This window comes from Myxococcus sp. MH1 (genome assembly GCF_059738865.1).
Window position 1 is genome coordinate 584,268 of sequence record NZ_AP026947.1, and the last position, 25,608, is coordinate 609,875.

Sequence of the window (25,608 nt, forward strand, 5' to 3'; positions counted from 1 at the left end):
AGGAATATTAATACAGGAAGGGTGAGCCATGCTTTTTTGGGTGTCGGAATTGGATTGGAGCTATTTCTTGATGTCATGCTCGTGTCGCCTGTGTCCTTCAGGTCTGAGTTGATTCTCAATGGAGAGAGAGACTTCCTTGATCCAGTAGTCGTTCGTGAAGCCGAGCCTGTTTGCCCAGGCGTGCCCCAATTCGTGGAGCAGGAGCATGTGGTACGGCATGCCAACACCAAGATGCTTTCTGATGTCCTGATGAGTCTTGTTGGTGTGCGCTCGATCAATCTGAATTACCGAGCACTGGTCATTGATTCTCCTTGTTCGGCCAGAGCTCTCGCTTAGGATGTTTGCCATCTCTAGGCGCACCAGGTAGTTGGATTTTTCGAGTAGGCTTATGAATTCAGACGTTCGCGGGTCACTTCTGAGGGTGTTTAGATGGTGAATTAGAAAAGGATCGGAGACTTCGATTACTAGTCCTGTGCGGTCAAAGTAGTAAAGAGGGTTGTGGGCGCCATAGGCGTAAACTGGAAGATGGGTTGGGTGACTAAGGAGTAGTGGCTCGGAACTTAGATAGCCGCCAATTGCGGGGTCGTAATATCGGTTCCAGTTTTCGAAGAGGTCGGTTTCGGCATCGTGGTACTGCCCTGGAAACCGCAGTGGAGTCCAGAATGGCGTCGCCCCCGACTGGAACCGCTGATACTCGTAGCCCTCCAGTGTGGCTCCATTGGACAAGCCACACTTGATGTTGCAAGGGGCTTGGTTCAGGTCACACGTTCCACAGATGGACGGATGTGCATCCGAGGAAAACTGTACGCGAAGCTGTGGCGTAGACGGTTGCGCCCAATGGCTCCAGACCCGTCCGCTCGCAGGTTGGGAAATGGCTGGGCCCTGAGGCAAGCCAGTGCCAACGTCTTCGAGGGTGACCGTGTCCGCACTGTCCTTGATGTCGACTTCCCCGAAGAGGGCGCGGAACCGTGTGCTGACCAGAGAACTGGTCGTTGCCTGTGAGAACGTTGCGAGGGCGGAGTTCGTGCTCGGAAGGTACGGATGTGATGTCTCGGCGGGTTGGGTGACCCGGTTTACGTACCCGAAAGGGTCGTAGTCCGCCGCGCCAGAGACCTTGCCGGAGGCGTCCAGCATCACCAGTGTCTTGCCCATCATGTCGGTGACGGGGAAGTAGACTCCGCAAGCCGCTTCCTCGCCATTGCGCGCGCAGTCGATGGCGGACCCGGTCTCCCGGTTCATCTGTGGGGACAGTTTCCCGCGCACGACCATGACAGGCCGTTGTCCGAGCCAGACATAGGTGTCGTCTACGTAGTGGTCGTAGCCTCCGCTGGGAGGAATCGCGCTGGGATTCCCACGGTCGATGAGAAGCCGGTTCGAGATGTCGTGGAAGAACTCATCTTCCGCCGTGCTCGGATACCGCTTGAGTCGGCGCCGGTTCAGTGCATCGTAGAAATACTCATAAGTACTTCCGTTGACCTGAACGGAGCGGAAGACCGTCTCGTTGCCGCCATTGGCGGAAGGTCCCGAGCTGAACTCCACCTGATGGCTGGGAGTCCCGCTCAATGGCCCCCAGCGCTTCACCGTCACTCGGCCGTCCGCATCGTGGGTGTACCCGAGGTGCAAGGCCGACGAAGTGCCAGGGCCGGTCCGAGTGCTCAGCCTGTCCACGAATGCGCCCGTCCCGTGCGCCAGCGAGAGCGTCTGTCCGTCTACCTCTTCTGTCAGGCGGTTCCCGCGTCCGTCATAGGTGTAGCCGCGCGAGCTGAACGATCCACCTGTCGCCGCGAAGTTCCCGGTTGGGCGCGTCGCGCTGGTGAGCCTCAGGAGCCCATCGTAGGTGAACTGCTCCGTCACGGGCGTCGTCGCTCCCAGGAGGCACGTGTCCGTCCGCACGATCTGGTCGGCCTTCCACGTGTAGAACCTCTTGTAGAGGTTTCCTGACCCTTGATTCAGCGCCAAGGAACCCGTGGAGACAAAGAGACTCCGAACCCGACCACTGAGATCCCAGGTGCCCGGCCATCCCCCCGCGGTAACTGCGCACGAGTCAGGCGCTGTTTCCGTGCTGGAACTGTAGGAGTAGTCGACGGACACCGGCTCCGAGGAAGACGGCGCGTTGATCTGGTACCCGCGCACATCTCCATAGGGCTCCCATTCGATGTTCGAGATGGACGCCAGCAGCGTCCAGGCCGAGCCGGACCACCGCTCCAATCGGATGCCACTCACTCGGTCAGACGAGATGGATGTGCTCTCGTGAAGCCGGTATTGATAGATGGCCCTGTGCCCATAGGGATACTCGATCGAGGTCAAGTCTCCCGCCGCCGAGTAGCCATAGGTCGTGTGAAGCGTGTTGCCCGGATTGTCGACCGGGCAGGTGAACGTATTCGTGGAACTCCTGCGGGCGCGGATTTCGCGTGTCACACGTCCATGAGCATCGTACGAGTACCAGGTCTGCCCGAAGGAGTCATTCCGGAAGCGCAAGCGTCCCTGGGTGTTCTGGGGCTGAGGGCAGCTTACGTCTGGTGCTTCGCTCGCATCATAGCCCAGCGTGTAGAGCACCTCGGTGGTGGCGTTCACTCCGGTGACGATACGCGCGGAGGACAGCGGTCTCCCCATGGAGTCATAGGCATAGGAGAGGTACTCCATGCCGAGAGCCATCTGAGGAGTCTGCTTGGCGCGAAGCTGCCCCATGGCGTCATAGCTGAAACGCGTCTTGCCGCTACCTCCCAACCAGGGCAGGGCGACTTCGATGATGTTTCCAAAGTCGTCGTACTGGTAGAGAGATTCCGGTTGTGTGCAGGCCGAGCAGTCATCCACGGCGCCGGTGGCCCCAGGGCATCCCGTACGCACTGAACGGACATTGCCTTGGCCGTCGTAGGAGAAGCAGGCACGAACTCCATCGGTGCGAGCGCCGATGTTCGGGTACTGCTCGGTTCCTGTCAGCCGGTTGGCCCGGTCATAGCTGAACGCCATGCAAAGTGGCGAAACGGGCCGGCCATCTGTCCCAAGGCCGTTGCACAGGACAGGTGGATTCGCATACGGCGCTCCTGCTGCCATGAGGCGTTGAGCGCCATCAAAAAGCTGAGGCCTCTCATAGTGGCTGAACCGAGCGTCGATGGTTCCTCCGATACGTGTATAGGCCGGCATTCCATCGAGATTGGCCTGTGAGTACTGCGCACGTCGCTCGATGACCTGGCCTCCATATCTGACAAGGTGGGTTGTCTCTCGATTGAGCCCGTCGCCACCTTTGCTGTACCTGATGGATTCATATGGGATTCCGCCAATGAACGGGAGTTTGCTGCGACTGCGCAATCCGTCGTACCAAGTCCCAGTGCAACTATTGGTCGCACCCATGTTATCGCGGTAGCAGAAGAGTTCATAGTCTCCTCGTGGTGACTGTACGAGAGTCAGGGCACCGTTGTCGTAGGTATAGTTCCAGGTGGCTCCCTGCGTCGTGATGGATGCGACGCGGTCTTGGTCGTAGGTGTAGCTGGTTTCAACTCCATTGGGGTCGACGACGAGCTGGGGTTGGCCCCAGAGATTGTAGTTGGAGTAGGTGGTCTCGAGACTCGCTTGTCCTGTGCACGAGGTGCTCCCTGTCGTTGACGGGAACCGCACGGACTTGTGGAGTCGATGTGCATTGTTGCCAGGAGCGTTGGCTGGCCAGTAGTGATGCTGGGTGACAGGGACTTGAGTGTTCAGGGTCGCTGAGCAGGTGGTCGCGGTCGGCCCGTCGACCCAGCAGGGCCCGTGAATCTCAAGGACACGGCCCAGGGGGTCATCCGCTGTAGAGCCTGTGCATGCGTGCCTGGTCAGGTAGAAAGTGCCGACATGCCGCAGGACAGGGCTTGTGTCCCAGGTGGTCCCGTCCAGTCTCCGGGTGTATCCGCTGCGAATCGTGGACATCAACCGGTTCGAGACAGGGTCGTGCGCGTACCGGGTGACTGTTTCGCCCGACATGGAGAGGACGGAGTCCTTTCGCTCCTCGGACAGTAGACGTTCACCGACCACCAGGCTCGTGCCCGCAGTAGCCGTCGTGTAGTCGTAGCTGACCGACTCCAAGGCACTTCCGCCGTCCCGGTCCTCCGCGCCGATGTGGACACGTTTCAGGTCCGGATACCCGCCAACACCGCCATCCGGGGGCCCGTCCCATTCCCGAACCGTCCAGCTGCCCTCGAAGTCTTTTTCGGCGAGGCTGACGGCGATTCCATTCCCGAACTGATGCCAGAGATACTCTTGGGTCTGAGTGCAACCCGAATGGAGACACGCACGGCTGACCTTTCGCACACGCCAAGCCTGTGCGAATGAAGTCTTCTCCAAGTCGTACGAGTAGGGATAGGCACTCAGGGAACTTAGGAGGAACCCATTGCCCGAGTAGCCAAAGTGTTGCGCCGTCTCGGTCTTGCGCCTCACGCAGAATGGAGAGGACGTGATTTCGCAGGGGAGCGACAGCGAATAGAGGGAGCTGAAGTAGACACTGCCGCTGCCTCCGTTCTTGGCTCTTCGAATGGAGGAATCCTGTCTGACTCTGCCTTCCTGGTTCAAATGGGTCGTGATCAGCTCTCCATCTTCTCGGAGGGTCCACTGGCCATTGCCGGTCTGCAGGTTGGGATAGGTATAGCTTTCGGTGGCTTTCCTGTCGTGATGAACCGGGGAACTCTCGATGAGGCCCGCCATCTCAATCCCACTCCCATTCTTGAGATAGTTGTACGAGATGATGGGAGTGGGTTGTGAAGAGCCCTGGACCGAGTCGACGAGGACCTGCTTCAAGACGCACTGGAGGGGGTGGTGGGCGTCAGTGCTTGAGATCAGCTTGTACTCGAACCGCAGCCGGGTCCCTTCTGCGCTCTCTACGGAGGCTAGATACGGTACGCCACTGTTGGCCCCGGTGCTGAGTCCAGGACAGGTGATGCCCGTGGGAGGAGCGTAGGTCAGTGTCGCGAGTACTCGAGGCTGCCCAGAGGGGGTCAGTTGCTGTGCATCCTCGATGCGAGTCAGGAAGTAGCGAGTGTCACCCGTCGTACTGCCGCTCGGTTGCCAGATGTCCGCGTAGATGAATCGACCGACTCCTGGCTGATGCAAGACGAAATAGCCGCTGGATGGCCCCGTGCTCTCCCACAGAAGTCGCCCCTGGGTTTCTCCTGAAAGAGGTGCCGGGTGCGCGAGGCAGGAAGTTGGCGAGCGTTGGCAGCCAAGGAACTCCAGCAACCTTCCACTGCCTTCTCGGATGTGCCAGCGCTCTGCCGAAGCGGAGGTCGCCTGTGGATAGACGAAGCTATAGAAGTTGTGCCACCAGTGGAGCGAGTTCGGGTGCGCAGGCGAATTGCCAAACGGAGTAGGGATGGTGGCACCGGAGGAGGTGACGAGGCTCTTCTCCAAGGCCCATCTTCCCTCGTTCGTGACATAGCTGCGCTTGAACTCGAGGTTGCCTAGTACGCCCGAGATGACGACATCTGTCGTATCGTGTTTGGTCGAACGGGAGCCCAGGAGGACTGGATCTCCGATATGTGTGTTGCCCCCCATGGTGTTGGAGTCACACATGTCGTCGGTGCCCTCGTTCTCGCTGGAGCAGTCGAGTTCTGAGGTGTATTCACAATAGGTGGTCGGAGTACTGAACTCGCCAGAGGTATGGCTGATGCCGCCGACGGCTCCCCGGCAGAAGCCTGCCTCGCAGGGGTCCGAGACGTTCTTGCAAGCCTGATTGATTTCACCGCATGCTGCCCAGGGCTCGTCGCAGTTTCCTGTTCCGCTCTCGATAGCCCAGTCCACGTCTCCGGTACAGAGCAGGCCCGTGGAGCAGCATTTGTAGTACCCGATATCTTCTGGATTTCTCGTGGGAGGGTAGAGGCAATTGCCGCTGGCGCAGGAGGGTTGTTGTGCACCATCGCAGTACATCTGTGCGTCCTGGCCGTTCTCGTCTTTGCCGCACGCACAGACCCAGAGATACTTTCGTTGGAGAGGATCTTCCGGATAAGGAGGGTGGCAGACCGAGAACTGCCCGGCGGCGGCGGCCCATGAGGGCAAGAACAACGACAAGAGAAGAAGCGTGCTTCTCCAGGACGTACCAATAGGCCTCGTCCAACCTCGGGTGGGCTTTGTCGGGAATGAATTCATAGGTTGGTTTACAGGCGGGTTCATGGGTGGCCCGTGTTGGGGAGTGCGTCAGCGGGGATGCACGCGGTCGCTGTCGGGTCGGAAGGATGGAGACGCCCGCACCGCCAGCCTCGCGGACACGGACTGCCCTGGTCGCAGCGCTGACTGCAGATGTAGCCACTCTCTCGGGACGCACCGAGGTGGATACAGACGTTGGAGATGCATTCGGCGGGGCCGGATGCGGAGCAGGAGTCGCCGAGGGCTTTGAGCGCCCCTTTGCTGGCGGACTTGAATCGATGCTCGCTGAGTACGGGGGTTGTCGAGGATGTGGATTTGGGCGGGCTCGGGGTGGGTTCCTCCGTGTCCTTGGCGCAATGGGTGTGTAGGAATGAGAGTGGAATCAGCAGGACTGCGAGCGTGAGGTGCCGTTTGGCCATTGGGTGGGATGGACTCCTTCGGGTCGGGGAATTGGCTGACAGCTACGCTGGAACGGGGCCGACGATGTTGCTCTCTCGGGCTGACAAGTGAGGCAGCGAGTGGGCGATACGCTGTTTGTCGTTGACTTCGATGGGTTGGCTGCTCAGCGCCGTCGACGGGTTCTGGCGCTTTCCTGGATACGCACGATTCGTGCCAGGGATTGTTGGTGTCCTGATGAAAGCGACCGTCCAGATTGCTGGACACGAGTCCGCGTAGCGAGACGCGCCTCGGAGTGAACCTGTTGGTCCACTCTCATCCTTCTTGTTGCAATGGGAATGTACGACGCAGCGATTCAGGAATTGGGGATGGAGGCCCTGGTTGCGGCTCCACTTGCTACGTAACGAGCCCTGGGACGCAGCAGGTGTCCCTGCTCACGTTGCTCCAGGATGTGCGCGACCCAGCCTGTCATGCGCCCCACGGCGAACAAGGTGGCTGCGGCGCCGGGTGGGAGGCCCAGGGCTTCCGCGAGCATGACCAACCCCAGGTCTATCGTCGGCTCCGGATGCCCGGCCTTGCGCATCGCATCGAGGACCGCCCTCGCCACGCGCACACTTTGCGCTTCGGGCTTCACCTCTCGCGCCGCGTCCATGATGGGCGGAGACCTCGGGTCGCCGTCGGGGTACAGCTGGTGCCCGAAGCCTGGCACCGCGTCACCTCGACGTAGGCGCTCGTGCACCACCGCCGTCGCTCGCTCGGGCTTCCCCACTTCCGACAACAGCGCCTCCACCCTGTCGCAGGCCCCGCCGTGCCTCGGCCCTGACAACGCCGCCAGTGCCGCGCTCACGCAGGCATAGAGGTCCGCTCCCGAGGAGGCCGTCACCCGGGCCGTGAACGTCGACACGTTCAGTTCGTGGTCCGCGCACAACACCAGGGCTCGATTGAGCAACTCCGGCGCTCGCTTCACCTGGGTGTCCCACGCGATGGCGAGCGACTCGGCCACCGTCGGTGCTCGCAGGGCTCGGGCCACGCGCCCGGGTGCCTGCGCCACGCTTGCCCAGCCCGCCAACTGTCGCAGCAGCCTTCGCGCCCGCGCCTTCTCTTGCTCCGGAGGCGCCGCGAAACGCCCCGCATCCCTTGCCGCCAGCAACGGCACCAGTGCCGACAACGCCGCCACCGGCGTCGTTCCTCGCGGCAACAGTCTCGCCAACTCGGAAGGCGGCAACGCGGGCTCCTCGCTTGCCCAGCGTGGGTCCTCCTCGGGCAGCGCCCCCGACCACAGCAGCTCCGCCACGGACTCGAGGCTCCTCCCACTCGTCGCCAGCTCCACCGCGGAGTGCCCCCGGTACGCGAGCCCCTCCGCTCCCACCTGGGACACGGATGAGTCGATGACCGGCTCTCCCCACCTCAGTGCACCTGACGCCACCGCCGCGTGCCCCGCCCGCGCGTCGTGCCGGACCTTCAGCCGCTCCAGGTCCGAGCGCACATAGCGGTTCTCCTTCGAGCCCGGCTCCGGCACGCAGCGCACGAGCCCTCGGCTCACGTAGGTGTAGAGCGTCGCCCGCTTCACTCCCAGGAGCGCCGCGGCCTCCACCGCCGTCACCAGCTCGTCCTCAGGTCGATGGACGAATCGAGATTGAGAGCGTCCACCCTTGCGTCTACTCATTCTCTCGCAACCTCCCGTCTCTCCATTCTCGACTCGACTCGATTCACTTGTCGATGTGAGCCTTTCCGCTCGCGTCCCACTCGTGATTGCGCCGAGAGGAGCACCGTCATGCCTTCTGTCGTCGACTTCGGACGCACGTCCTCCGACTACTCGAAACACCGCCAGGGCTTCCCGGACGCCTTCTTCACCCGGCTCGCTCGTGAAGGTGTGCTGCGTCCTGGCTTGCGCGCCGTCGACGTCGGCTCGGGAACCGGCACCGTTGCTCGGGGACTCGCCCGTCATGGCTGCTCCGTCACCGCGACCGATATCTCTGAGAACATGCTCTCGGCGGCCTGTCAGCTCGCCTCGGACGCGGCGCTCTCGATGGACTTCCGTGAGGCCCCCGCCGAAGCCACGGGGCTCCCCGCCAGTGCCTTCGACCTCGTGACCGCTGGACAGTGCTGGCACTGGTTCGACCGCCCCGCAGCGGCTCGCGAGGCACTGCGCCTGCTCGTCCCTGGTGGTCGGCTCATCATCGCCCACCTCGACTGGCTTCCACTGCCTGGCAATGTCGTCGAGGCCACCGAGGCGCTCATGAGCGCCTTCAATCCCGACCCTCCCGACCACGCACGCTTCGGCTGTGGCGTGGGGCTCTATCCCCAGTGGCTCCGCGACGTCACCGACGCTGGCTTCACGCCCCTGGAGACCTTCTCCTTCGATGTGCTCTTGCCCTACACCCACGAGTCCTGGCGCGGTCGCTGCCGCGCCAGCGCCCTGGTCGCCGCGACCCTGCCCCCCGACGACGTGGAGCGCTTCGACGCCGCCCACGCTCGTCTCCTCACCGAGCGCTTCCCACAGGACACGCTCGACATCCCTCACCGCGTCTTCGCGCTCCTCGCCACGCGTCCTTGAGAGGGGGCCCGTCAATCCCTCCATCTTCCTCGCCGCGCGTCCCTGTCACATCCCCACGGTGCTTGCACCTCGGGCGCCGCACCTCCCCGCGTTCACGGAGCACACCCCATGTCCTCACATCCCCACCTCATCCACGAGCCGGACCTCCCGTGGACGGAAGTCACACAGGGCCCCCGCGTGGCCTACCGTCGCAAGCAGCTCGGTGCCGCGGCGAAGGGACAGAAGCTCGGCTGCAGCCTCATGGAGCTCGCTCCGGGCAAGCACGCCTTCCCGCTCCACTTCCACCTGGCCAACGAGGAGGCCTACCTCATCCTCTCCGGCACCGGCCTCTTGCGCCTCGGTGACTCGACGCTCCCCGTGAAGGCCGGTGACTACGTGGCCCTTCCCCCGGGCGCACAGTCCGCGCACCAGCTCCTCAACGACGGCACCGGGACACTCCGCTACCTCGCGTTCTCCACCATGGTGGAGCCGGACGTCATGGTGTACCCGGACTCGAAGAAGCTCTGTGTCACCGCGGGCTCCGCGCCCGGGGGCGACAAGGCCTCTCGAACGCTGTTCACCGTCCTGCCCCTCTCCGCCGAAGTGGACTACTGGAGCGGCGAGGAGCGATAGGCTCCGCGCCCTCATGTCCTCCCTGCTCGACACCCTCACCAAGGAGCGCCTCCTCAAGGACCGCGATGCCGCCGCCGAGCTCGTGCGCCACGGCGAGCCGCCCCACGTCTCCCTACTGCGCCTGTGCGACGCGGGCCTCCTCCAGGGCGGCCTCTCCGTCGCCTACGGCGTCCGCCCCGACGAGCTCATGGGCCCCCTCACCACCGCCATGGGCGGCCCCGCTCGCAACCTCAAGGTCGTCGACGTCCGCGAGTGCCCCGTCCTCGAGCTGCACGTCCAGGTCGGCGACGTGACCGAGAAGTGGGAGGTGGAGGACCTCTCCGTCCTCGTCCACAACCTCAACGACCTCTACCGGGACGCCCCCGACGCCCGCGCCATCGCCGAGCTGGGCGAGTGGGAGGACGCACTCCAGCTCTGGTGTGTCGACAAGCGCACCCTGCAACGCTTCGCGCGGCAGCCCTTCTTCGCCCCTCGGAACGCCCGGGATCTGCGTTCCCGCACGGGGGAGTGAGGTGCGGGAGGACCTGTCACGCTCTCGCGATAATCCCGGGTTCTGAGGCAGCATGGGGGGACATGCGTCTCGTGTCCTGCCTCCCGCTGCTGTTGCTGTGGTCCTCGGCCGCCCTGGCCGAGCCTGACTCGTTCGGTCTGGGCGACGCGCTCAACGGCGCGCTCAGCGTCACCACCGCCAACACCGTCATCAACACCGCGATGCCCCTGGCGCTCGGCTCGGCGCGCGGGGACAGGTCGCTCGCGGTGACGTCCTCCGCGGCGCCTCCCGTGGGCGGCCTGGTGATGGTGCACCAGACGATGGGCTTCCCGGCGAGCACCCCCTCGGGCGGCACCGGCCAGACGAGTCCCGGTGGCGTGGGTCGCTGGGAGTTCGCGCGCGTGTCCCGGGTGACGATTGGCAGTCCTACCGTGCTCGAACTCTCCGCGCCGCTCGTGAATCCCTACACCGCGCCCGGCGCGCAGGTCGTCACGGTGCCCGAGTACTCCCGCGTCACCGTGTCCTCCTCGGGCTCGCTCGTCGCGCGGCCCTGGGATGGGAGCTCCGGGGGCATCGTGGCCTTCCTCTCCACGGGCGCGGTGAGCCTCGAGGGCAACATCTCCGCCGACGGCGCGGGCTTCCGTGGAGGCGCCGCCATCAACAACATCTCGAGGTCCGGCTGCGCGGGAAACGACCTCGCTCCGTCCCAGGGCGGCACCTTCAAGGGCGAGGGCGTGGTGGTGCAGCGCTACGGCACGGCCTCCGGACGCGGCAACCTGGTGAACGCGGGCGGCGGCGGTATCTGCCACAACTCCGGTGGCGGCGGTGGCGGACACCGGGGCTTCGGTGGAACGGGCGGACGATCCTCCTCCACGCTCGACAACTCGCGTGACGTGGGGGGCCTGGGCGGCACGTTGATGGAGTACTCCATCGTCGACGCCTTCCTCTTCGGCGGCGGTGGCGGCGCGGGCGAGGGCGACAACAACGTGGCGACTGGAGGTGGCGCGGGCGGCGGCGCGGTGTTCTTCCGGAGTGCCTCCCTGTCTGGCGGCGGGAGCATCACCGCCAACGGTCAGGCCGCGCTCTCGGTGACGGGGGAGGACGGTGCGGGTGGCGGCGGTGCGGGTGGCTCGGTCATCGTGAGGACCTCGGGCACGCTGGCGTGCAAGGTCGCGGTGCTCGGCGGGCGCGGGGGCGATGTGCGCGGCACGACCTCCCAGTTCGGACCGGGCGGTGGTGGCGCGGGCGGCTCCTTGCTGCTCCATGGCTCGTCGGTCTCGTGTGACATGGGGAGCTCGGGAGGCGCCGCGGGGGTGACGTCCACGGTGGGGGCGCATGGCCCCACGCACGGGGCGGGCGTCGGTGGCGGAGGTGACGCGAAGCTGTACTCGTATGCGTACGCCACGCCGACCAGGCCGGTCATCACCGCGCCCACCCAGAATCAGACCAACGTCTCCGAGCGTCCCCGCATCACGGGCCTCGCGGACCCGGGCATGCGCATCGTCATCTACGTGGATGGCGTGGAGGTGGCCCAGGTGACCTCGGGCGCCAGTGGTGACTTCTCCGCCGCGGTGGGCGATGGGCATCCGCCCCTGTCCTCGGGAGGCCACTCCGTCACGGCCATCGCCGACTCGCTGGGCGCGTACAGCAAGCCCGCGGACCTGGTGGCCTTCAATGTCTCGGGGCCGGATGCGGGCGCCATTCCCCAGCCCATCATCGTCGTGCCCGAGGAGGGCGAAGTGGTGGGGCCCACCCCTTACATCGCGGGCGTGGCGCCCAACGCGAGCACGGTGGGCCTGTACGTGGATGACCGCGAGGAGGTCATCGTCTCCGCGGACGCGTTCGGTCGCTTCCGCTACCAGATCCCCGACGACGCGCCGCTCGGGCCCGGCCCCCACCGTGTCAACGCGCATGGGCATGCCGCGAACAACCAGGACTATGGACCGGACTCGCCCAACACCGTCTTCGAGGTGGTGGAGGATGTCGACGGCGGGACGCCGCCGCCTGATTCGGGAACGCCGGACGCGGGTTCTCCGGACGCTGGTACGCCGGGTACAGGGGACGGAGGCTCCGTGTTCTCAGGTGACACGCCCGTGCTCGTGGTGCCCGCGGAAGGCGAGGTCGTCGACCCGACGCCCTTGTTCGCGGGTGTGGCTCGGCCCGGTGCCTCCGTGTCGCTCGACGTGGACGGGACTCGCGTGGCCACCGTCACCGCTGACTCGACGGGCGCGTTCCGTCACTCGGTGCCCAGCGACAGCGCATTGGCTTCGGGTGAGCATGCCGTGTCGGCGTACATGCTCAATGGCGAGTCCGGGACGCCGGGCCCCCGGTCCGCGGACACGGGGTTCCAGGTGCGTGGACCCATGGCGCTGGACGTGGGCTGCGGCGGCTGCGGCGCATCGCCCGTGGGCGCGGGGGCGTGGGTCCTGCTCGTGGGCGGGTTGGCGCTCCTGCGTCGTCGGCGCAGCTAGCACTCGAAGGGGGGGCGGAGGCCTCACGGACCTCCGCCGCCGCTGGAGACTTCCGTCCCTCAGTCGTCGCCGAGCAGCGAGCCCAGGCCGACGTTGCCGAGCACGCTGCCCTCGTCCCGCGCACCCCCCGGGCGCGCGGCGGAGAGGATGCGGCCCGCGAGCCGGCTGAAGGGCAGCGACTGGAGCCACACCTTGCCCGGGCCTCGCAGCGTGGCGAAGAACAGGCCCTCGCCGCCGAAGAAGGCCGTCTTGATGCCGCTCACCATCTGGATGTCGTAGTCCACCGTCGGCTGGAACGCGACGATACAGCCGGTGTCCACGCGCAGCACCTCGCCCGGGCCCAGCGTGCGCTCGCGCAGCGTGCCACCCGCGTGGATGAACGCGAGACCGTCACCCTGCAGCCGCTGCATGATGAAGCCCTCGCCGCCGAAAAGGCCCGTGCCCAGCTTCTTCTGGAACGCGATGCCCAGCGACACGCCCTTCGCCGCCGCGAGGAAGCTGTCCTTCTGCGCAATCAGCTCGCCGCCGAGCTCACCCAAGTTCACCGGGATGATCTTCCCGGGGTAGGGCGCCGCGAAGGCCACCTTGCGCTTGCCGCCGCCCCGGTTGAGGAAGACGGTGGTGAAGAGCGACTCGCCCGTCAGCAGCCGCTTGCCCGCGCCGAGCAGCGAGCCCAGAAAGCCGCTCTTCTTCTCCGAGCCGTCACCGAAGATGGTCTCCATCTCGATGCCGTCCTCCATGTACATGAGGGTGCCGGCCTCGGCCACCGCCGCTTCCTGCGGGTCCAGCTCCACCTCGACGAACTGCAGGTCATCGCCGTAGATGTGGAAGTCGACCTCGTGCATCTGCGCCATGGGATTGCTCCGCCGAAAAGGGTCGGCGCACCATAGCCGCCCCCTCGCGAGGCTCAACCCATGTCTACTGCGCGAGCACGATGGAGAGCGCTGTGACCAGCCCGGCGTCGTCCTCGGCCAGCGCGGGAGGAATGGACAGCGTCACGGCATTGTCCAACCTGCCGCCGCAGGTGCGCCAGCCGGTGTAGAGGTCCTTGCTCTTGCTCTTGGTGACGAGCTCATAGCTGCATCGGCCGACGTTCCCGGCGATCTGGTCGGGGCTCACCCGGAAGTTGGAGAGCTGGCCGCCGAACGTCCCCACGGCCTCGAGCATGTCCCCGTCCTCCGTCACCTTCAGGTCCACCGGCCCCTGGCCATAGATGCCCTTCACGGTGTCGCCCTCCACCTGGAGGTTCACCGGTCGACCGAAGGCCCGGCCGCGCACGACGTCATCGCCGAAGTACAGCTGGAGCTGAGGGCCCGAGAGGTTGTCCTCCGTGACGCGGAGACTCACGGCGCGCTCCCGCGTCCGCAGGTCGAGGTACTGGTCCGGGGAGTTCGCCGCCAGCACGGGAGCGCTGGCGAGCAGGCCGAGGGCGAGGAAGCGCGAGGGTTTCATGTCCTTGAACCTACGCAGCCCGTGGCGTGGGTGTGCTCAGTCCGCTGGCAGGGCGGGCGTGCTGCCTCCGGCGGGAAGCTCCACGGAATCTTCTCCCTCCGGACGCAGCACCAGCCTGCGCAGCGTCCATGTCTCCGAGGTGTAGACCACCTGGGCCTCCAGCACGCCGCGCCCCTTGGGGCCCTGCACGGTGAGGTCGAAGTCCACCTGTCCTCCCCGGCGGTCGGTGGCGTCATGGGAGCGCAGCGTGATGAAGCTGCTCGTCAGGGGCGCGCCCAGCCGCTCGGTGGCGAGCGGGCTGGCCTCCGCGGTGCGCAGCGCGAGCCGGTGCACGTCGTCCCGGCGCAGCGCCTGTTCGATGTCCTGGAAGAGCGAGCGCGACACCCAGGCCACCCCCGCGGCGAAGCAGCCGAGCCCCCCGAGGACGAGCGCGGCCGCCACCATCCAGCTCTGCCAGGGGCTGTCCACGCGGCGCGAAGGCATTCGGGTCTCCGGGAGCCCCACACTAACGGGCGGGCGCGCGGGTTGCCGGGCAGGCGACACGGGCGGCCATTATGCTCCGCCTTCGCAGCGGAGGTGCTGGACGTGGCGGAGCAGTCTCGAGCGGTGGAGCAGGAGTCACGACAGCGCCGCGCGGGCCCTGGGCGGGTGCTGCGCTGGCTGATGTCCCTGGGCGGCATCCTCGCGCTGATGGGCGGGCTGCACGCGTACCTGGCGGTGCGCCTGTTCGTGAGCCCTGCGTGGCCCCCGCCCTGGGGTGTGCTGGGCGTGGTGCTGATGGTGCTGCTCTTCGTGTCGATTCCGGCCGGCCTGTTCGCGGGGCGGGGTGAGCCCTCTGCGGCCCAGCGCGTGTTGCAGTGGACGTCGTTCCTGTGGCTGGGGAGCTTCGGCATCCTGCTCAGCGCCGTGGTGGTGGCGGACCTCGTGGGCGCGGTGCTGGGGTGGACGGGCGTGGTGCCGGACGCGCTGGTGCTCGCGCGAGGCAAGGCGCTGGTGGTGGGCGCGGTGACGGTGCCTGCGGTGCTCTACGCGTTCGTGACGGCGCGGGGGCGCGCGACGGTGGAGCGGGTGACGGTGCCGATGACGGGGCTCGGGCCGGGGCTCGATGGCCTGCGGGTGGTTCAGATTTCAGATGTCCACGTGGGGCCCACGCTGGATGGCAAATGGCTGCGGCGCGTGGTGGAGCAGGTGAACGCGCTGAAGCCGGACATCATCGCGGTGACGGGGGACCTGGTCGATGGACACGTGGAGGCGCTGCGCGAGGAGGTGAGCCCCCTGGCGGAGCTGCGCGCGTCGCTCGGCGTGTTCTACGTGACGGGCAATCACGAGTACTACCACGGAGGTCCCGCCTGGGAGGCGGAGGTGGCGCGGCTGGGGCTCACCGTGCTGCGCAACTCGCACCGCGTGGTGGATCGCGACGGCGCTCGGCTGGTCGTCGCGGGCGTGACGGACCACGACGCGGGACACATCATCCCGGCTCATGCGAGCCGTCCCTCCGCGGCGCTCGCGAATGCTCCCGAGGGCGTGCCGGTGGTGCTGCTGGCGCATCAGCCCCGCTCGGCGCTGCACGTGGCGCGCGACGGCGTGCGCGTGGACCTGCAGCTGTCCGGACACACGCATGGCGGGCAGGTGTTCCCGTTCATGTTCTTCATCAAGCTGCAGCAGCCCGTGGTGCGGGGGCTCGCGACCATCGCCGGCGTGCGCGTGTACACGCATCGGGGCACGGGGTACTGGGGCCCGCCCTTGCGCCTGGGGCCGTCGCCCGAAATCGCCGAGCTGACGCTGGTGCCGGCCACGGCGTGAACGGGGCCGGGCGTGTCATGCTCGGCGACGTGCCATCGTCGAGCCGTGGGGAGGTGTTCACATGACGTCTTCGGGATTCGAGGCGCTCCTCGAGGCCGTGCGCGGACCGGCCTCGGTGAATGTCCTGGTCCTCACCGGCGCGGGCATCAGCCTGGCCAGTGGCATTCCGACGTTCCGGGGCACGGACCCGGGCGCGGTCTGGTCCAACGAGGTGATGGAGAAGGGGACGCACGCGTTCTTCCAGCGCGCGCCGCACGAGTCCTGGAAGATGTACCTCCAGCGCTTCGAGCTGGCGCGGGCCGCGAAGCCGAACGCGGCGCACCGGGCGCTCGTGGCGTGGGAGGCGTGGCAGGAGGCGCAGGGGCGCGGCTTCGCCGTCGTCACCCAGAACGTGGACTCGCTGCACGAGGACGCCGGGAGCCGGCAGCTCGTGAAGGTGCACGGGAGCCTGCGATTGGCGCGCTGCTCCGCCCAGGGGTGCGAGCTGGGCGCTCCTCGCGGCACGGTGCCGATGGCGTCGGTGGACTTCTCGGCGTTCCACGCGAACCCGAGCCCGGAGACGGTGCCGCGCTGCCCTCGCTGCAACAGCCGCCTGCGGCCGCACGTGCTCTGGTTCGATGAGAACTACACGGAGCACGACACCTACGAAATCGAGCGGACGCTCATCCTGGCGCGACAGAGCCGCGTGATTGTCTTCGTCGGGACGTCCTTCTCCGTGGGCGTGACGGAGCTCGTCTACCGGCGGGGCCGGAAGCTGGACGCGAGGATGTTCAGCATCGACCCCTCGAACGTGTCGCTGGACCGGGGTATCGAGCCGGTGACGGCCCGCGCCGAGGAGGCCCTGCCCGAGCTGGTTCGCGCGCTCCAGTCCTGAGTCATCCCAGCACCTCCGGGCACCCTTGCGGCCCGGAGGTGCTGCTGTATGTCGAACCGAGGCACGCGGACGCACCTGTCAGGTCGATGAGAAACCCCTCGTCGGGTGGCGTCCGCCGTCGGGCGGCTTGAGTTCACACGACATGACGAGGGAGCGTAACCGTGACGACCTTCGCAGTGGACGCTGTCGAGGAAGCAAGGACTCCGCTGGACACCGTTCCGCTCGGGACGCTGGTGGGAAAGACGCACTGGATGGCGCCTGGCGCGGACACCCCGGTGGTGGACCCCCAGGGCATCCACCCGCTGCTCGCCGCGGTGCATCAGGCCTTCGCCGAGCACCGGCCCCTGGTGCTCTCCCCGGACGTGGTGTGGCTCACGCTGGCGCAGGGCGTGGCCCAGCACATCCGGTTGAATGCCGAGCGGCTCCGGGAGCGACTCGTCCGTCACGAGGGGCGCCGGAATCTCAAGGTCCAGGTGGGCGCGGTGCCTCGGACGGACGAGGACTTCCTCGCCATCCTGGAGGACTTCCGGGGACAGCTCCGCGAGGCGATGGGACCGGGCCTCCCCCGCCTGATGTCGTGTGACTTCTCCACCAGCACCGACATCGAGCGCATGGCTGGCGACGTCGTCCTGATGGATGCGATGTCGCCTTACTTCGACTTCACGTTGGCCATCCGGTGCGGCATCCCTCGGGTCACCTTGCTGGGCACGCCCGAGGACTGGCGGGCCATTCGTCGCCGCATCGACGTCATCGCCGAGCTGGACCTGGCCTGGTGGACGTCCTCGCTCATCCCCATCGCGGACGAGCTGGTGCGCGCCTCGGAGGGGCAGCCGGACCGTCAGCTCTGGACGGAGCTCTACAAGCCCGCGGCCGCGTATGGCTGGGACCGCATGGCGGGCTGGGTGATGCGGCTGTTCCCCTACATCGGCCAGTCCGGGAGCTTCGACCAGCGAAACCCGCTGCTCGCGCAGTCCCACGCGGAGTTCCTGAAGTCGCGGGACGCGGCCTTGGACGACTTCGATGTGCCGGGCGTCGCGCTGCACTGGGTGCCCGCGGGCTTGTCGTGTGTGCCGTTGCGCGTCCAGGACGAGCCGATGACCTGGCGGGAGACGTGGTCCCTGGAGGCGGGCGTGCTCGCGGTGACGGTGGAGGCCGACGGGGCCCTCATGCCTCGCGCGGGCGTCATGGTCCGCTCGGGGGGCGCCTCGGTGGACCTGCTCATCGAGCGGCTCGTCGCGGAGCACTCCGTCGTCCGGGCCACCCAGCCGAGCACGTACCGGGGCCTCGCGGAGCTCAACGCGCTCTATGACCACCTGGCCAGCGCCACGCTCTTCCCGGGGACACGGCCCTGGCGCGTGCGGCCCACCGCCGAGCATGCCGAGGTCCACATCCCCCTCGAGGGCGACGACTTCACGCCGGTGCGCTGCGTGGTGGACCTGCCGGACGGGACGGTGCTCGCGCTGCGCTCCTGCAGTGGCCGGCGCCCCTCCTGCTTCGTCCGGCTGCGCGCGGATGCGCTCGAGCCGATGGGGCTGCCACCCGGCGTGACGGCCGCGGAGACGGTGATGCTGGACTGCGAGACGCTGCGCACCCCCCTGCGCTCCCGCCAGCGGGCCACCGACATCCCCGTCGTGGGGACCTCGCTGACCGCGCTGCTCCTCCAGGCGCTGGACCAGGGCGGCGCCACCGAGCTGCCCGCCTCGGGCTCGCTCGCTGATCAGCTGGAGGCCTGGGAGAACCCCGGGGCCCGACGGCGACCGTCGTCTCCCTGACACTGTGTTGCGAGGGGTTGGGTTGAAAGAGACCCACTGAACGGATGGCACATCCCACGGGCCTGTGACGGGGCTCGTGGGATGTGGCATGGCTCCCTGGCGCAAGAGCGGACTAGTCGGATAATTGAAGTGAAATTTGATATTTCCGCTATTGCTGGCTACAGTCCGATGCGTGCCCCCCTCCACGATTGCCCAGCCCCGGCTGCTCAAGTCCGTTTCCGTGCCTCGCTTGAGGGAGGTGGGCGTCCTGGGCGTGTCCGGGGCGCGACGTTCCCTGAAGGGCTCGGGTGGGCCGACGGTGATGGTGGTCTCCGAGTCGCCGTTCTCGCGGCTGCTGATGGGGCGGGAGCTGGCGCCGTCCTTCGGGTTGATCCACGCGCAGGGCGTGGCGTCGGCGGGGCGCAGGTTGGAGATGGGGACGGTGCCGGCGGCGGTGGTGGTGGACCTGGACTCGGAGCCTCGTGCCGTTTCGCACGCGTTCCTGGCGCGGCTGGTGGAGAAGGACTTCCAGGGGCCGCGGGTGCTGGTGTCGGCGCGCTTCTGTCCGGAGCTGGCGGAGGCGTTCAGCGGCTCGTGCCTGACGCACTTCGCGCTCGCGCGGCCGTGGTGTCCGGGGATGCTGCGCTCGCTGGTGGAGTCGGTGCTGGGACAGCGCGCACCGCTTCGCGCCGCCGCGGGGCGCTGAGGGTTTCGTCGTGAGTCGGGTGTCTGGGGTTCCCGCCCGTCTGGCGGACGCGGGGTGGGGTCTGCTCACCGGTGCGTTGAGCGCCGTGCGCGGCCTGGTGCTGGGGCTGGTGGTGGTGCTCTCGGGCGTGGTGCGAGGGCTCGTTGCGCTCGTCCTGGGGCGTCGCCGCGAGGGGTGGTTCCAGCTGCGGCGGGGACTAGTGCGCGTGGCGCAGCTGCCGGTGGACGCGGTGCTGATGCTGGCCGGGCGGATGGTCAGCGCGGTGCAGGTGTTGCTGGGCCTGGAGCCGGTGGGACGTCGGCTCACGGGCTTCGAGGTGGCGCTGCTGCGGCCCGTGTTCGGCGCGAGCCTGGACTACGCGGCGGTGCGGGTGAAGGAGGGACCGGCGGGAGTGCTGGGCATTCCCGGGCGCGCCTTCGTGCATGGGGACACCGTGTTCATCCCGCCCAGGAGCGGGCCCACGGACGCGGCGTTGCTGGCGCACGAGCTGACGCATGTGTGGCAACACCAGCACGGTGGCACGGCGTACTTGAGCGCCGCGCTCGCCGCGCAGTTCTGGGGAGACGGGTACGACTGGCGCAAGGGCGTGCAAGCGGGGCTGCGCTGGGAGGAGCTCAATCCCGAGCAGCAGGCGCAGCTCATCGAGGATGCCACCGTGTCGGGCCTGGTCCACCCGGGCCAGGCGGCGCTGTCCCAGCGGGTTCGATTGAAGGGATGGACCGAGGCTGCGCTGCCGGTGCTCGATGAGGCCCTCGCGAGCCTGCGGGCAGGGCGGGGCGCGCCGTAGAAGCGCTGGCTCGCGGACAGGGTGAGGGGGCGTCACGCGAACTCGCGGGACGTTGGCGCGGTGGCGGCGCCTCCGTCGCCAGGCCCGCGACGCGGTGAAGATGCTCGGAGCCAGCCCACGACGAGGCCCTTGTGGGCGGTCGTCGCTCAGGCCTGGGTGGCGCAGGCGATGCACCGCGCGGCCTCGCTCGCCACGCAGCCGTTGAGCCCGGCGCCCCAGGCGGCGTTGGCCTCGAGGAGGACCCAGCCTCGTCCCTCGACGAGGGCCGCGTCGAGGACACAGGTTCTCGGGAGCCTCTCCCACGCCGCCACGGTGGCGAGGAATGCCCGTGCGTCCTCGACGCTGCCTTCACCTTCGTACAGTGCGCACGTGAGCACGCGGCCGTCGAGCATCCACGCACGGGCCTCGGCTCGCACGACGACGACCTCGGATGACAGCACCGGCGTCTCGGGTGGCAACCCCCGACACTCTTCCATCAAGGGTCCTGGCCCGGGCCACACGGCCGCGCGGAACACCTTGGGGACCATCGGCTTGATGAAGCGAGGGAAGGGGCCCGTGACGACACGCTCCAGCGTGGAGCCGTGCACCTCGCGCTTCACCCAGACCGCCTCCGCCTGGAGCAACAGGTCATCGGGCGGAGAGACGAGGGTGAGTCCCAGCTTCTGGGCGACCACGAGGCAGAACGTGTCGTTGCCATACAGACGGGTCCGCGCGGGCTCGACGTCGGGCGGGCTCCAGAAGCGGTCGAGTCGCAGCACCGTGCCGCCCCCATCTTCCCAGGCGCGCGCCACGGCGTCGCGCTCCGGGTCGACCTTGGCTGGAATCAACAACTGGAGTCCCTGGAACATCATCGCTCGACGTTAACGCATCCCGCGCGGACCCAAAGGTGACGCGGAAGCCGGCTACAGCTTCGGAGGCGCGATGGGGTCGTGCTCGGAGAGCATCTTCGCCACGCGCGCCTCGTCCAGACGGGCGCCGAGCTGCTCCATCTCGTGCTGGTCGCGCACCGTCTTCGACAAGCTGAACGCGGAGCCCACGCTGAACAGCAGCCCCATGGCCATGAAGGACTTCACCCACGTGTCCACCGGCAGGTGCCAGATGCCGATGGCGGTGACTCCCACGGAGAGGGCGAAGGAAAGCCAGGTCTGGATGACCCAGGCGGAGCTGTGCGCGACGACGACCTTGGGCGTGGAACGGGACATGGTTTCTCCTCGGGAGCGAGCCTTGGCTCGCTGATGGGGAAAACATGCCGCGTCCCATCGCAAAGCGCATGGAACTAATCGATGCGTGATTGATAACCTGGAGTGTATGATTCAGCTCCAGCGCCTCGAGGGCTTCTACCGCGTCGCCCGCGCCGAAGGCTACGCGCGAGCCGTCCGCTCATTCCCGTACCCCATCACCCAGCCCGGCATCCACCAGCAGGTCAAGCGACTGGAGTCCGAGGTGGGCGTGGCGCTCTTCGAGCGCGTGGGCAAGGACCGCGTGGTGCTCACCCCCGAGGGCCGCGCGCTGTACTCACACGTCGCGCCGTTCCTGGAGGGGCTCGACGCCGTGGTGCAGTCGCTGCGCAAGGGCGAGGTGGGCGGCACATTGCGCATCCACGCCTCCGGCCACGTCCTGCGCCACCTGCTGCCCGCGTGGCTGCGGCGACTGCAGGCCCGCCGCCCGGACATCGAGGTCGTCCTGCACGAGTCCAAGGTTCCCGCCGTGGACATCCTCTCCGCGGGTGACACGGACCTGGTGGTGGACCACCTCCCGGAGGTACCCGAGGACGTGGAGGCCCGCGTCGTGGGTCACACCGCGCCCTTCCTGGTGCTGCCCTCGAATCATCCCCAGGCGAAGAGCCGACGCGTGCGGCTGGACCTGCTCCGGGACGACGCCTTCATCGCTTACAGCACGGACAAGTACCTGCGTGAACTCCAACTGGCGGAACTGGCGCGCGCGGGAGTGCGGCCCCGGCGGTTGCACGCGGCGGACTCGTCAGAGACCATCCTCGGCTTCGTCTCGGCGGGGCTGGGCTATTCGCTGCTCGCCTCGCTGCTGCCGGGAGGTCCTCGCGAAGCGGGCGTGGTGGCGAGGCCGCTGCCGGGCGCACCATCGGGCGCGATTCAGGCCGCGTGGCGGCGGTCCTCCGCGCGCAGCCCGCTCATCCAGGCCGCGCTCACGCTCGCGCCGAAGCCTTGAGACGCCCCTGACGTACGACGGGGCCTCGCTTCCGCGCGTGGCGGAGGCGAAGCCCCGTGGGCACTGCGAAGGCTCGGTGTGGGCTCAGCCCTGGTACTGGTGCACCGACATGATGGGGTAGTTCATGCTGCTGATGGTGATGCGCTGCGAGCCGTCGGGGTTGACGTTGTTGGAGCCGATGAACATCGGCTTGCCGTTCTCCCAGCCGGCGAACATCACCACGTGCTGGCCGCTGCCCACCTTCATGGAGACCACGTCGCCGGGCTTGGCGTCCTGGAGCGACACGCGCTTGAAGTCCGGGTCCCGGTCCAGCTTGGCCTGAAGGCCCATCACGCTGTTGTCGTGCTGCGCGTCGGAGATCTGCCCCGCCTGCTCCAGACACGCGGAGACGAAGTTGGCGCAGTTGACGTTGTTGGGGACCCAGTCCTCCATGTCCGCCCCCACTCCGCTGCCCTCGAGCTTCAGCGAGCCCGCGTTCTTGTTCAGGTGCGAGCGCGCGATGTCGAACGGGCTGCCGCCGGGGCCCTTGGTGCCCTCGCCCGTCGTCATGTTGGCCGGGTAGTTCGTCGTGCCGCCCGTGAGGTTCGGACCCGAGCGCGACGGCGCCGAGTCGAAGCCGTCCTTGGCGCCGGGGATGTTGAGCGTGTCCCCCGTGTAGATGAGGTCCACGTCCTTGATCTGCGGATTCGCCTTCTGCAGGGCGTCCACGGTGGTGCCGTAGCGAAGGGCGAGCGTGGACAGGTTGTCGCCGGACTGGACGCGGTAGCTCATGTGCAAAGGCTCCGAAGGGGGCGGTGACGCGCGAGGAAGGTCGCGTACAACTTGCCCCTATTCTCGGAAGCCAAGAGCCCGAGTTGCGTGGGTGCGGGCCCAATTCCGCTGATCTGTCGATCACCCCGACACATGTCGCGCACTTGCGCGAGCGCGGCTCACCGAGGGTGTGACCTCGGCCCCCTGCGTCATGCACGCTGCGAGTCGTGCTGTCACACAGCCGCCATTGAGTCGGCCGTGGCACCAAGGTCCTTGAACAGGTGGGACGCTCCGCGCATGGTGGCCGGCGTGAGCACCTCCATTCCTCATCCCGACTTCGCGGCCGAGCAGTTCACCCGCTGCCCGGACGCCCGCTTCGAACCCGCGCCCGCGGACGGCGTGCTGCCGGAGGGTTTCTTCACCACCACGAACCTGCCCACCTACGTGCGAATCGATGGCGCGTGGCGCATGCCGCGGGAGCCGCGCATGGACGGCGCGCTGGTGCTGGATGCACAGGGCGAGTTGTGGATTCGCGAGGGGCGCCGCGTGAAGGCGGGCGAGCGCGTGGTGGTGGGGCACGCGGAGGACGGCTCCGAGGGCGTGTACGTGAACATGGCCTACCTGGGCGGAGGCGGGGAGGGCGAGTTCAAGTTCATGACGAGCGAGGTGTCTCGCGAGAAGCCCATCGACTACGCGCAGATGGCGCGGGTGCTGGTGGAGGAGCGCGAGCGCGGCGGTTATCCCATCTGGGTGACGGGGCCGGCGCTGGTGCACTCGCGAGCCCGGGCGGACATGACGTGGTTCATCGCCAACGGCTTCGTGGGCGCGCTGCTCGCGGGCAACGCGGTGGCGGTGCACGACATCGAGGCGTCCATCTTCGGCACCACCCTGGGCATGAGCGGCACGGGCGAGGCCACCAGCGGAGGCCACGGCCTGCACATGCGCGCCATCAACAAGGTGCGCGCGGCGGGCTCCATCGCCAAGGCGGTGGAGGCGGGCGTCATCACCAACGGCATCATGCACGCGTGCGTGGTGCACAAGGTGCCCTTCGTCCTCACCGGCTCCATCCGGGATGACGGCCCGCTGCCGGACGTGGTGACGGACAACGTGGGCGGTCAGGACGCCATGCGCCAGCACGCGAAGAAGGCCACCATGGCGGTGCTGGTGGCCACCGCGCTGCACGCCATCGCCACCGGCAACATGCTGCCCGCGTTCGTCACGGAGAAGGACGGCTCGCTGCGCGAGCTGGCCACCATCTGCGTGGACTCGTCCGAGTTCGTGGTCAGCAAGCTCAAGGACCGGGGCACCCACCAGGCCTTCGGCGTGGTGACCAACGCCCAGGACTTCATGCACATCCTGCGGCTGTACGTGGAGCGCGAGCTGTCCGCCCGGAAGGCCTGAGTCGCACGGGGACCCGGGCCCGAGCGCCGGGTCCCCCGCGCTGGGGCCTCACTGACAGGACGAGGCCTCGGCGCCGACGCAGCGGCCGCTCACGCAGCTGTTGTCGAAGTCGCACAAGCCCAGCGTGGGGCCGCAACGCTCTCCCTCGTGGACGATGGGCAGGCAGCGCGACGTGCTGCCTTCGAGGCAGGCGTAGCCCCTGGGGCAGAAGCGGCTCACGTTGTCGCACGCGTCGTCGGGACCCGTGGCCTTCACGCAGATGCCCCAGACCCCCGCCTCGGGACGGGCGTCCTTGCACCACATCCCCTCCTGGCACTCGGTGTCCAGACGGCACTCCTGCCGCTCGGCGCGGCGGGGACGGCACAGTCCAGGGTTGGACGGGTCCGCGTCGCAGAACAGCTCGCGCTGGCACACGGTGACTAGAAAACCGAGGCTCACGTCATAGGGGGGCGCGTTGCACAGGTGGCCCTCCTTCACGTGCGGCGCGCAGCGGTTGCCATTGCACACCAGCGAAGGGCCGCAGGGGTAGTAGCCCACGTCCTCGCAGACGTCCCCCTCCGCGCCCACGGGCCGACAGGTCCGGTAGCCATTCCAGTCGCACCAGAGCCCCTGCGCGCAGGGCAGCGAGAAGCTCGTGCCGTTGGGGTGCTGGCGCACGCACGAGACGTTCTCCTCCACGGGCTTCATGCAGGTCCGGGTCGAGCCCTCGAACACGAGCCCGGGCGCGCACTTCCAGGGATGGGTGACGGCCTGTCCCTCCGCTCCTCGCGGCGTGCACGTGCCCTCACAGGCGTTCTGGGAGGTGTGGCCGCAGTAGGCCTCCGAGCCGCAGTCCAGGTTCATCCCGCACCCGCTCGCGGGGCCCTGCTGGACGAACAGCTGACAGGCCGGCTCGTACTCGATGCCGTACTGCCACGCGGCGTCGGACAGGGCGGGCTCGGAACAGCTCCTGCCTCGGAGCGCGTCCAGACAGCGCTGGGCCGCGGCCCCATCGAAGCGCAGCCGACCGGACTCCAGCGAGTCCTCGTACCGCGTCCCCAGCCCCAGGGACTGGGGCCGGTTCCACTGGCGCATGTCGTCCTCGCACGCGCTCGCCCGGACGTATTCGCCGCACCGCTGGGCCCGCGCGCAGAGCGCCTGGACGACCTGGGTGCCGAAGTCCTCCATCGACACGTCCTCGTCGCCGCCACATGCCCACAGCCCCAGCAGCATCACCCCGAGTACCGCTCGCCAGTCGCGCATCGCTCGCCTGCCCATCCGTGATGG

General features: G+C 67.5%; 20 protein-coding genes. 11 read left to right on the forward strand and 9 right to left on the reverse strand.

The genetic code is table 11. The features are described 5' to 3' along the window. Window positions 1-60 precede the first annotated feature (60 nt). Together AC6JA9_RS02450 and AC6JA9_RS02455 are read right to left on the reverse strand one after the other, a co-directional pair. Window positions 61-5,892: an RHS repeat-associated core domain-containing protein gene (locus tag AC6JA9_RS02450; RefSeq protein WP_497959023.1), complete on the reverse strand. Its 5,832-nt coding sequence runs from the start codon at window positions 5,890-5,892 to the stop codon at window positions 61-63. 967 nt (window positions 5,893-6,859) lie between these two features. Next, window positions 6,860-8,170, reverse strand: coding sequence for a citrate/2-methylcitrate synthase (locus AC6JA9_RS02455; RefSeq protein ID WP_483576832.1), 1,311 nt, complete (start codon window positions 8,168-8,170; stop codon window positions 6,860-6,862). A 108-nt stretch (window positions 8,171-8,278) separates the two neighbouring features. Here AC6JA9_RS02455 and AC6JA9_RS02460 point away from each other — a divergent pair, with 108 nt between their 5' ends. From AC6JA9_RS02460 to agmC, 4 genes are all read left to right on the forward strand, one after another. Continuing rightward, complete coding sequence (locus tag AC6JA9_RS02460) at window positions 8,279-9,061, forward strand: class I SAM-dependent methyltransferase (protein WP_497959024.1); 783 nt, start codon at window positions 8,279-8,281, stop codon at window positions 9,059-9,061. Window positions 9,062-9,169: 108 nt separating this feature from the next. Next, window positions 9,170-9,673, forward strand: coding sequence for a cupin domain-containing protein (locus AC6JA9_RS02465; RefSeq protein ID WP_223749739.1), 504 nt, complete (start codon window positions 9,170-9,172; stop codon window positions 9,671-9,673). Between the two features lie 13 nt (window positions 9,674-9,686). Beyond that, window positions 9,687-10,184 carry a hypothetical protein gene (locus AC6JA9_RS02470; protein WP_483576833.1) on the forward strand — a complete coding sequence of 166 codons (498 nt, stop codon included), beginning with the start codon at window positions 9,687-9,689 and terminating at the stop codon, window positions 10,182-10,184. Window positions 10,185-10,246: 62 nt separating this feature from the next. Beyond that, a complete protein-coding gene (agmC, locus tag AC6JA9_RS02475) occupies window positions 10,247-12,634 on the forward strand; it encodes an adventurous gliding motility protein AgmC (protein ID WP_483576834.1) in 2,388 nt (795 codons plus the stop codon). 59 nt (window positions 12,635-12,693) lie between these two features. Here the strand turns inward: agmC and AC6JA9_RS02480 are convergent, their stop codons facing one another. From AC6JA9_RS02480 to AC6JA9_RS02490, 3 genes are all read right to left on the reverse strand, one after another. After that, window positions 12,694-13,488: a TIGR00266 family protein gene (locus AC6JA9_RS02480; protein WP_046710615.1), complete on the reverse strand. Its 795-nt coding sequence runs from the start codon at window positions 13,486-13,488 to the stop codon at window positions 12,694-12,696. A 64-nt stretch (window positions 13,489-13,552) separates the two neighbouring features. Next, complete coding sequence (locus AC6JA9_RS02485) at window positions 13,553-14,086, reverse strand: hypothetical protein (protein WP_223749742.1); 534 nt, start codon at window positions 14,084-14,086, stop codon at window positions 13,553-13,555. A 36-nt stretch (window positions 14,087-14,122) separates the two neighbouring features. Then, entirely contained in the window at window positions 14,123-14,569 is a 447-nt protein-coding gene (locus AC6JA9_RS02490; protein ID WP_141324679.1) for a cytochrome c oxidase assembly factor Coa1 family protein, read from the reverse strand. Window positions 14,570-14,749: 180 nt separating this feature from the next. On the opposite strand from AC6JA9_RS02490, the gene AC6JA9_RS02495 reads away from it, so the two are divergent. The 5 genes from AC6JA9_RS02495 (at window position 14,750) to AC6JA9_RS02515 (ending at window position 20,007) form a co-directional block, all read left to right on the forward strand. Next, window positions 14,750-15,889 (forward strand): metallophosphoesterase, encoded by a 1,140-nt coding sequence (locus AC6JA9_RS02495; RefSeq protein WP_408891791.1) that lies wholly within the window; start codon window positions 14,750-14,752, stop codon window positions 15,887-15,889. A gap of 61 nt (window positions 15,890-15,950) precedes the next feature. After that, on the forward strand, window positions 15,951-16,763 hold the full coding sequence (locus tag AC6JA9_RS02500; RefSeq protein WP_483576835.1) for an SIR2 family NAD-dependent protein deacylase: 813 nt from the start codon (window positions 15,951-15,953) through the stop codon (window positions 16,761-16,763). A gap of 161 nt (window positions 16,764-16,924) precedes the next feature. After that, complete coding sequence (locus AC6JA9_RS02505) at window positions 16,925-18,535, forward strand: DUF4419 domain-containing protein (protein ID WP_497959025.1); 1,611 nt, start codon at window positions 16,925-16,927, stop codon at window positions 18,533-18,535. A 172-nt stretch (window positions 18,536-18,707) separates the two neighbouring features. Further along, window positions 18,708-19,220, forward strand: a complete 513-nt coding sequence (locus AC6JA9_RS02510) for a hypothetical protein (RefSeq protein WP_497959026.1) — start codon at window positions 18,708-18,710, stop codon at window positions 19,218-19,220. 205 nt (window positions 19,221-19,425) lie between these two features. Then, the gene (locus tag AC6JA9_RS02515) at window positions 19,426-20,007 is read left to right on the forward strand and encodes an eCIS core domain-containing protein (RefSeq protein ID WP_497959027.1); all 582 of its coding nucleotides are present in this window, start codon (window positions 19,426-19,428) and stop codon (window positions 20,005-20,007) included. A gap of 146 nt (window positions 20,008-20,153) precedes the next feature. On the opposite strand, the gene AC6JA9_RS02520 is transcribed toward AC6JA9_RS02515, so the two are convergent. Further along, entirely contained in the window at window positions 20,154-20,858 is a 705-nt protein-coding gene (locus AC6JA9_RS02520) for an ATP-grasp domain-containing protein (RefSeq protein WP_473566701.1), read from the reverse strand. 51 nt (window positions 20,859-20,909) lie between these two features. Further along, window positions 20,910-21,209: a YiaA/YiaB family inner membrane protein gene (locus AC6JA9_RS02525; protein ID WP_074948559.1), complete on the reverse strand. Its 300-nt coding sequence runs from the start codon at window positions 21,207-21,209 to the stop codon at window positions 20,910-20,912. A 106-nt stretch (window positions 21,210-21,315) separates the two neighbouring features. Between AC6JA9_RS02525 and AC6JA9_RS02530 the strand changes: the two genes are divergently transcribed. Continuing rightward, on the forward strand, window positions 21,316-22,191 hold the full coding sequence (locus AC6JA9_RS02530; protein WP_223782256.1) for a LysR family transcriptional regulator: 876 nt from the start codon (window positions 21,316-21,318) through the stop codon (window positions 22,189-22,191). 84 nt (window positions 22,192-22,275) lie between these two features. Here AC6JA9_RS02530 and AC6JA9_RS02535 read toward each other — a convergent pair whose 3' ends face one another. Further along, window positions 22,276-22,962 (reverse strand): LysM peptidoglycan-binding domain-containing protein, encoded by a 687-nt coding sequence (locus tag AC6JA9_RS02535; protein WP_267698369.1) that lies wholly within the window; start codon window positions 22,960-22,962, stop codon window positions 22,276-22,278. Between the two features lie 288 nt (window positions 22,963-23,250). On the opposite strand from AC6JA9_RS02535, the gene AC6JA9_RS02540 reads away from it, so the two are divergent. Further along, window positions 23,251-24,342 carry a putative NPN-dependent ornithine cyclodeaminase gene (locus tag AC6JA9_RS02540; RefSeq protein ID WP_223749751.1) on the forward strand — a complete coding sequence of 364 codons (1,092 nt, stop codon included), beginning with the start codon at window positions 23,251-23,253 and terminating at the stop codon, window positions 24,340-24,342. Window positions 24,343-24,390: 48 nt separating this feature from the next. Here the strand turns inward: AC6JA9_RS02540 and AC6JA9_RS02545 are convergent, their stop codons facing one another. After that, the gene (locus tag AC6JA9_RS02545; RefSeq protein WP_223749752.1) at window positions 24,391-25,584 is read right to left on the reverse strand and encodes a Dickkopf N-terminal cysteine-rich domain-containing protein; all 1,194 of its coding nucleotides are present in this window, start codon (window positions 25,582-25,584) and stop codon (window positions 24,391-24,393) included. Window positions 25,585-25,608: the final 24 nt, after the last annotated feature.